The 7549-nt window shown below is 30.8% G+C and carries 8 protein-coding genes, 1 pseudogene and 1 riboswitch; of the genes and pseudogenes, 2 read left to right on the top strand and 7 right to left on the bottom strand.

What is annotated here, in order from left to right:
• Positions 1–432, top strand: a pseudogene (locus CHL78_RS18955) (MATE family efflux transporter); the annotation flags it as partial.
• An 82-nt stretch (positions 433–514) separates the two neighbouring features.
• Here the strand turns inward: CHL78_RS18955 and tsaD are convergent.
• The 4 genes from tsaD to tsaE are packed head-to-tail and all read right to left on the bottom strand — an operon-like array spanning position 515 to position 3149.
• On the bottom strand, positions 515–1531 hold the full coding sequence (tsaD, locus tag CHL78_RS18950) for a tRNA (adenosine(37)-N6)-threonylcarbamoyltransferase complex transferase subunit TsaD (protein ID WP_094369131.1): 1017 nt from the start codon (positions 1529–1531) through the stop codon (positions 515–517).
• Positions 1532–1535: 4 nt separating this feature from the next.
• Positions 1536–1991, bottom strand: a complete 456-nt coding sequence (gene rimI, locus CHL78_RS18945) for a ribosomal protein S18-alanine N-acetyltransferase (RefSeq protein ID WP_243446484.1) — start codon at positions 1989–1991, stop codon at positions 1536–1538.
• Complete coding sequence (tsaB, locus tag CHL78_RS18940; RefSeq protein ID WP_094369130.1) at positions 1981–2697, bottom strand: tRNA (adenosine(37)-N6)-threonylcarbamoyltransferase complex dimerization subunit type 1 TsaB; 717 nt, start codon at positions 2695–2697, stop codon at positions 1981–1983. Before tsaB ends, rimI begins: the two co-directional genes overlap by 11 nt.
• On the bottom strand, positions 2697–3149 hold the full coding sequence (gene tsaE / locus CHL78_RS18935) for a tRNA (adenosine(37)-N6)-threonylcarbamoyltransferase complex ATPase subunit type 1 TsaE (RefSeq protein WP_094369129.1): 453 nt from the start codon (positions 3147–3149) through the stop codon (positions 2697–2699). Before tsaE ends, tsaB begins: the two co-directional genes overlap by 1 nt.
• Before the next feature lie 246 nt (positions 3150–3395).
• Between tsaE and CHL78_RS18930 the strand changes: the two genes are divergently transcribed.
• Complete coding sequence (locus CHL78_RS18930) at positions 3396–3581, top strand: hypothetical protein (protein ID WP_094369128.1); 186 nt, start codon at positions 3396–3398, stop codon at positions 3579–3581.
• Positions 3582–3685: 104 nt separating this feature from the next.
• Here the strand turns inward: CHL78_RS18930 and CHL78_RS18925 are convergent, their stop codons facing one another.
• From CHL78_RS18925 to CHL78_RS18915, 3 genes are all read right to left on the bottom strand, one after another.
• Positions 3686–4291 carry an ECF transporter S component gene (locus CHL78_RS18925; RefSeq protein ID WP_094369127.1) on the bottom strand — a complete coding sequence of 202 codons (606 nt, stop codon included), beginning with the start codon at positions 4289–4291 and terminating at the stop codon, positions 3686–3688.
• A 128-nt stretch (positions 4292–4419) separates the two neighbouring features.
• Positions 4420–4539, bottom strand: a riboswitch (FMN riboswitch).
• A gap of 90 nt (positions 4540–4629) precedes the next feature.
• Positions 4630–5790, bottom strand: a complete 1161-nt coding sequence (locus tag CHL78_RS18920) for an amidohydrolase (protein ID WP_094369126.1) — start codon at positions 5788–5790, stop codon at positions 4630–4632.
• Positions 5791–5812: 22 nt separating this feature from the next.
• The coding region (locus CHL78_RS18915; RefSeq protein ID WP_147295856.1) for a helix-hairpin-helix domain-containing protein at positions 5813–7549 on the bottom strand (1737 nt) is incomplete at its 5' end.

Raw genomic sequence — 7549 nt, 5'->3', positions numbered from 1 at the left:
ATTGATAGAGCTATATCATATGCTAAAAAATTCTCTGCTTTAGTATGTATAGCTGGGTTAATATTTGGAGGTCTATTAATATTATGTATCCCAGTATTATTAAATGTATTTAGTGTTTCAAATGCACTTCGACCTGATATAATAAAAATATTCGTTATAATGGGTTCTCTAATGGCTTTAAAAGCATTTAATGCCTTTATAGTGATTGGTGTTCTAAGAAGTGGGGGAGACACAAAATTTGCCTTATTCTTAGAATTAGGATGTATGTGGCTAGTTTCTCTACCACTGACTTTCTTAGCTGCGTTTAAAGGGTTACCTATTTTCGTATTAGTTGCTTTAACTTATACAGAAGAAATTGCTAAGTTTATGTTTGGTGTTCCTAGAGCACTTTCTAAAAAATGGGCCGCTAATATTGTTAAAGAACTGAATTAATATTAAAAGGTATGAAGTATAGACTAAATCTTAACTTCATACCTTTTTTATATAAATCCTATGAAATTATCTGAGTATATCCCTATCTCTGACCTATCTTAAGATTAGGTACTGCATTTAAACTCATATCATGAATTCTTCCATTTATAAAGTTATAATACCCTGCACACCCAATCATTGCAGCATTGTCAGTACAAAGAATTAATGAAGGATACTTTATTTCTATGCCTTCACTCTTTGACATTTCTGTTATCTTCTCTCTAAGTGCTGAATTTGATGCAACTCCTCCAGCTAAGGCAATAGTACTATAACCTTTTTCTTTAGCTGCCTTTAGTGCTTTTGTAGAAAGTACTTCTACAACTGCTTCTTGGAATGATGCTGCCACATCCTCAACTACTATCTCTTCATTTTTCATTTTCTTAGCATTAAGATAATTTAATACTGCAGATTTTAATCCACTAAAGCTAAAGTCATATCCCTCATCTATATAAGCTCTTGGGAATTCTATAGCATGCTTATTGCCTTCTTTAGCTAATTTATCTATTATAGGACCACCTGGATATCCTAACCCCATAGCTCTAGCTATCTTATCAAAAGCTTCTCCTGAAGCATCATCTCTTGTTTTACCTAAGATTTCATATTCACCATAGTCTTTTACTTCTACCAAGTGAGTATGACCACCCGAAACTATTAACGTTATAAATGGTGGTTTTAAATCTTTATGCTCTATATAGTTTGCACTAACATGACCTTCGATATGGTTTACACCTACAAGGGGTATATCTAAAGTATATGCTAATGCTTTAGCATGAGAAAGACCAACTAATAACGCTCCTACCATTCCAGGTCCATATGTAGCAGCAATATGATCTATATCACTAAACTGCATATTTGCTTCATCTAGAGCTTCTTGTACTACTGCATCTATATTCTCTAGATGTTTTCTAGATGCTACTTCTGGTACTACTCCACCAAACTTTTTATGTAATTCTATTTGAGTAGATATTACATTTGACAATATCTCTCTACCGTTTCTTAATACTGATGCTGCTGTCTCATCGCAGCTACTCTCTATCGCTAATGTTATTATATCTTTCATAAATTTACACCTCTTTTACTTGGTTCCACATGATGATAGCATCTTCTTTGTTATCACTATAGTATTCTTTTCTAATTCCAGCCATTTTAAATCCATACTTTTTGTAAAGATTTTGAGCTACTATATTTGATACTCTTACTTCTAGAGTCATAGATAATATGTTATTGTCTTTACATAGTTCTACTAAGGCTTGCACTAATTTGTCACCTATCTTTTGTCCTCTATAATCCTTATGAACAGCCACATTAGTTATATGACCTTCATCTAGAATTAACCATATACCAACATATCCAACTATTTTATCATCTATTTTTGCTATAAGATATCTTGCTGAATCATTTGTAAGCTCTTTCTTAAATGATTCTTTTGACCAATAATGTTCAAAACAACTCTTTTCAACCTCAAATACACCATCAATATCTTTTGAAGTCATTTGCTCTATTATTAAATTATTTTCCATCATTTAACCTCTTCATCTTTTCATCATATTGAACTTCTGCTTGAGATTTTCTGATGTACATAGGATATATTGTGTAACAATCCTTAACATCAATATTCTTACTATATTTATCTATTGCAACTGAACATAAGCTACTTGCTTTACTTACATTATGAGAAGGTTGAGGTATACATATATTTTTAGTATTATTAACCATTTCTTCATATTTATATACTGCCTCTCCTACCATTATCCACTCTTCATCAGTAGCTGATAGTTCATCAATTAAGGTTTCAATCTCAACTACATCTACATCACATAATTCAGTTAATTTTCCATTTTCAAATGAATATTTTCCTGTATAAACTTGATTTCTTTGAGCATCTAATACTGAACATATATTCTTATCACAAAGGTCCATATTTGCCGCTAGCATTTCTAATGAGTTTACACCTACTATAGGTAAATTATTCACATGAGCTATAGCCTTAGCTGTAGCCATTCCTATTCTTAATCCTGTAAAAGATCCCGGTCCTATACATATTGTTATCATATCTATTTCTTTTATTTTTAAATCACTCATCATAAGCATATTCTCTATCATTGGCATAAGCTTTTGCGAGTGAGTCTTTTTGGTATTAACTGTGTATTCACAGATTAATTTATTATCTTCTATGACAGCTATACTTGTTGCCATTGAAGACGTATCTATACCTAATACTTTCATTATTTCGTCAACTCCTCAACTAATTTTTCATATCTTTTTCCTATAGGTTTTAATATCATTTCTCTTCCCATATCCTTGTATCTTAACTCTATATCTAAGTACTCATCCGGAAGTATATCCTCTATTAAATTCGACCATTCTATTATACAAACACCATCTGAGTTTATATAATCATCATATCCGATATCATACATTTCTTCACTACACCCAATTCTATATACATCAAAATGATATAGTGGCATTTTTCCTTCGTACTCATTTACTATAGTAAATGTAGGACTAGTTATATAGTCATCAACTTCAAGAGCTTTGGCTAAGCTTTGAGTCATTGTTGTTTTTCCCGATCCTAAATCACCAACTAAACATATTACACTGCCTGGCTGTAATAATGTTCCTAGCTTATATCCAATTTCTCTTGTCTCATTCTCACCATCTAAATATATTTTGACCATGATTTCATCTCCATTATAACCGTTATTGTAATTATCAACTAGATATTATTATATTATAACCTTATTTTATTATAAAGTACTTACTCATAATAATTTACGTATCTTTTCAAAATTAAAGTTGAAAATATGCTATAAGTTTATTCTTATATCACTAAATTTTTATGCTACTATTACTTATTATAGGGAGATATTATAATTACTAATTTTAAAAGCTTAACTTATGATGACTATGAAGAGGTAATATATTTGTGTAAAGATATTTGGGATGGATCTGGCTATCTTCCAGAAGTATTTCATAAATGGGTAGATGATAGTAACGGAGCATTTATAGGTGCTTTTGATAATAATAGACTTGTATCGTTTGGTAAATATTCTGTTTTAATAGACAATCAAGGATGGCTTGAGGATTTACGAAGACTTAGTAAATACTAACTCTTTATTAGAGATTAATGGTTACAAGTGTATACTTAAATTAAAAAGAGATATCTTTAATATAGTTTTATTACAAATACTATGGTAAAGATATCTCATGATATTTATTTTTTAATTAATTTTCCCATTTTTTTATATAGAGGCAATGTTACTAATGACATTATAATTGCTTTTATTATATTGAATGGTACTATCATCCATATTACAAATGATAGTAAATCATTTATTTTAGGATTTATAGCTGACCCCATGCCTATTATTGCGTCTAATCCCATCATTTTACCATATAGTGGCATCATCACAAAGTAGTTCATAACTGCACCCATTATAGTCATACCAATTGTACCTAATAAGAATCCTACTAAAACACCTTTTATATCACTTCTTTTTTTATATGAGTAACAAAGTATAAATACATATGTTCCTCCAATTATAGTGTTGGCTAACTCACCTATACCACCTGTAAAGCTAGCTGTTATAGCTTGTAGACAATTTTTAATAGCTATTATTACAAATCCAGCAACTGGACCTAGAGCCATACCTCCAAATATTCCAGGTATATCAGATATATCAATCTTTAAGAAGTCTGGAAATACTCCTGGTATTGGCATAGATATAAACATTAGTATATATGCTATTGCCGATAGTATTGCTACCTTTACTAAGACTTGTGTTGAAATTGTTTTTTTATTTTTTACTGTACCTTGCATAAGATCTCCTCCTAATTTTTGTATTAAGAAAAAATAAAAAGCTCGAAGGATTCTTCTTCGAGCTTCTTTTATGGATATAGTTTAAATACAAAAATTAAACTATTAGTGTACTAATAAAAAATTTCCATAACTCTCTTCTCTCATCCAGACTTTACTGTCGGCTTTGGAATCTCACCAAATCATGCTACCTAGGTAGCTCGCGGGCTATAACCGCCGGTAGGGAATTTCACCCTGCCCCGAAGAACTTCTTTGCTATTTAGTTTTCCTTATTTCTAATTATATAGTACTTAACAATTTGATTATTGTCAATATTTTTTACTTGTTATACTTGAGAGTAATTAGTTCTTCTTATATACTATCTTTCCATCTATTATCGTAAATAATACATTACTTTGAATTTCTATCGGATTATTATCCCATATAACTATATCTGCATCTTTTCCTACTTCTATCGATCCTACTCTATCTTCTATTCCTAGAGTTCTTGCTGGATTTATAGTTATAGCTTCTATAGCTTTTTCTGTACTCATGCCATGCTTTACAGCTATTCCCGCACATATTGGAAGATATTGCACTGGTATAACTGGATGGTCTGTCATTAAACTTACATCTACTCCTGCATTAGATAATATACCAGCTGTATCAAATGTTAAATTTCTAAGCTCTATTTTTGATCTTTCAGAAAGAGATGGACCTACAACTACAGGATAATTTTCTTCTACTAATTCTTCTACTATCAGATGACCTTCTGTGCAATGGTCTAATGTAATTTTTATATCAAACTCCTTAGCTATTCTCATAGCCGTAAACATATCATCAGCTCTATGAGCATGAACCTTAAACGGAATATCTCCTCTTAATACTGGAATTAAACTTTCCATTTTCATATCATATTCTGGCTTATCATGGTCTTCATGTTCTTCGTATAACTCTATTTCTTCTAAGTATTCCTCTGCCTTTTTAAGATGCTCTCTTAGAAGCGCTGCTATCGCCATTCTTGTTTGAGGTGTTTTTTCATCTCTTCCGTAACAACTCTTAGGGTTCTCTCCAAAAGCAATTTTAGAAGCTACAGGATTTTTTATAATCATATTATCTATTCTTCTACCAAATGTTTTTATAGCTATACATTGTCCACCCATTACATTTGCACTTCCTGGTGTAGTACAAACAGATGTTATACCACCATTTCTAGCTTCTTCAAATGTTCTATCCATTGGATTTATTCCATCTATAGGATTTAGTTGTGGCGTTATTGGATCTGTTTCTTCATTTCCATCTGCTCCTTCAAATCCCATACCGTCTTCCCAAAGACCTAAGTGAGTATGAGCATCTATAAATCCAGGGAATACTAATTTACCAGTAGCATCTATTATTTCAGCATCCAATGGAGCTACAATATTTGATCCTATTTCTATTATTTTTTTGTTATCTATTAGTATATTTCCTACTATCGTTCCATTTGTTATTGTATTTATTGTTCCATTTTTAATAAATATCATCTAATCTCCTCCTTAAGATATCTTATATCTTCATAGATAAAGATACTCTTTGCTTATTTAAATCTACTCCTATAACTTTCACATCAATTACATCTCCTACCGTAACTATACTCATAGGATCTTTTACAAAGGTATTGCTCATTTGTGATTTGTGAACTAATCCATCATTTTTTATACCTATATCTACAAATGCACCAAAATCTACTACATTCCTAACTGTTCCTTTTAATATCATACCATCTGTTATATCTTCTATTTTTAAGACATCAGTTCTAAGTACAGGCTTTATTCCCTCTTCTCTAGGGTCTCTACCTGGCTTTTTAATCTCAGCAATTATGTCTTTTAATGTTACTTGACCTACCTCTAATTTTTCACTTAACTCTTTTATGCCTATCTCTTGTACCTTTTTATCTATATCGTCAATATTTCTATTTTTTATATTTTCTAAAGAATACCCCAACATGTCTAGCATTTTTTTACATATATCATAACTCTCAGGGTGCACTCCTGTGTTATCTAGAGGATTTTTTGCATCTAAAATTCTCATAAATCCTGCACATTGTGTAAATGCTTGAGGTCCTAATCTTTTTACTTTCTTAAGTTGGGCTCTAGATGTAAAAGTTCCATTTTCTTCTCTGTATTCTATTATATTTTTAGCTATAGTTTTACTTATACCCGCAATATGTTCAAATAAAGAATAAGATCCTGTATTTAAATCTACTCCAACAGTATTTACTGAGTCTTCTACTACTCCGCCTAGCACTTCTTCTAATCTCTTTTTATTTAGATCATGTTGATATTGCCCTACACCAATACTTTTCGGATCTATTTTAACAAGTTCTGCTAGTGGATCTTGTAATCTTCTTGCTATAGATATAGCTCCTCTTATAGATACATTGATATCTGGATGTTCTTCATTTGCAAGCTCTGATGCAGAGTAAACTGATGCTCCAGCTTCATTTACTATTACATATTGAACCTCTCTATCCATTTCTTTTATCATATCAGAAACAAATTTTTCTGATTCTCTTGAAGCTGTACCATTACCTATAGATATTATGTTTATATTATACTTTTCTATTAATTCTTTTAAAGTCTTTTTTGCGCCTTCTACATTATTTTGAGGTTCTGTTGGATATACAGTAGTGTAATCTAGTAGTCTTCCATTTTCATCTACCACAGCTATTTTACATCCAGTTCTAAATGCTGGGTCAAATCCCATTACTACATTATCCTTTACTGGTGGCTGAAGTAATAAACTCTTTATATTTTTACCAAATACACTTATAGCTCTTTCTTGAGCAATTTCAGTTAAATGATTTCTTATTTCTCTTTCTATTGATGGGAATATTAATCTTTTATAAGAATCATCTATTGATGTCATTATCTCTTCTTTGTTTTTATAGTTAATATCTTTTACATATTCATTAACTATGTGATTTAATATTTTTTCTGAGTTTAATTCTAGTTTAACCTTTAAGAAATTTTCTTTTTCACCTCTGTTAATTGCTAGAGTTCTATGAGGTGCCATGCTTTTTACTGCTTCACTGTAATCATAATACATATCGTAAACTGATTTTTCTTTAGTTGTATTTTTTGTAACTACTATTCCTTCTCTTAACGCAATATCTCTTATATATTTTCTTATTTTTGCATCATCTGAAACTATTTCAGCAATTATATCTCTAGCACCTTTTAGTGCATCTTCTATAGAGTCTACTTCTTTTTCTTCATTAGTATATTTTTTAGCTTCTAACTC

The sequence above is a fragment of the Romboutsia weinsteinii genome, from assembly GCF_002250835.2.
Lineage (GTDB): Bacteria > Bacillota > Clostridia > Peptostreptococcales > Peptostreptococcaceae > Romboutsia_A > Romboutsia_A weinsteinii.
Note: the sequence above shows the minus strand (reverse complement) of the source record. Positions and strands in the feature narration are given on the sequence as shown.

Bases quoted from the DNA above. Each gene is read 5' to 3' on its own strand.
- CHL78_RS18925 (WP_094369127.1), bottom strand. From the start codon at position 4,291: ATGCAAGGTACAGTAAAAAATAAAAAAACAATTTCAACACAAGTCTTA.
- CHL78_RS18920 (WP_094369126.1), bottom strand. From the start codon at position 5,790: ATGATATTTATTAAAAATGGAACAATAAATACAATAACAAATGGAACG.
- tsaB (WP_094369130.1), bottom strand. From the start codon at position 2,697: ATGAAAGTATTAGGTATAGATACGTCTTCAATGGCAACAAGTATAGCT.
- tsaD (WP_094369131.1), bottom strand. From the start codon at position 1,531: ATGAAAGATATAATAACATTAGCGATAGAGAGTAGCTGCGATGAGACA.
- tsaE (WP_094369129.1), bottom strand. From the start codon at position 3,149: ATGGTCAAAATATATTTAGATGGTGAGAATGAGACAAGAGAAATTGGA.
- rimI (WP_243446484.1), bottom strand. From the start codon at position 1,991: ATGGAAAATAATTTAATAATAGAGCAAATGACTTCAAAAGATATTGAT.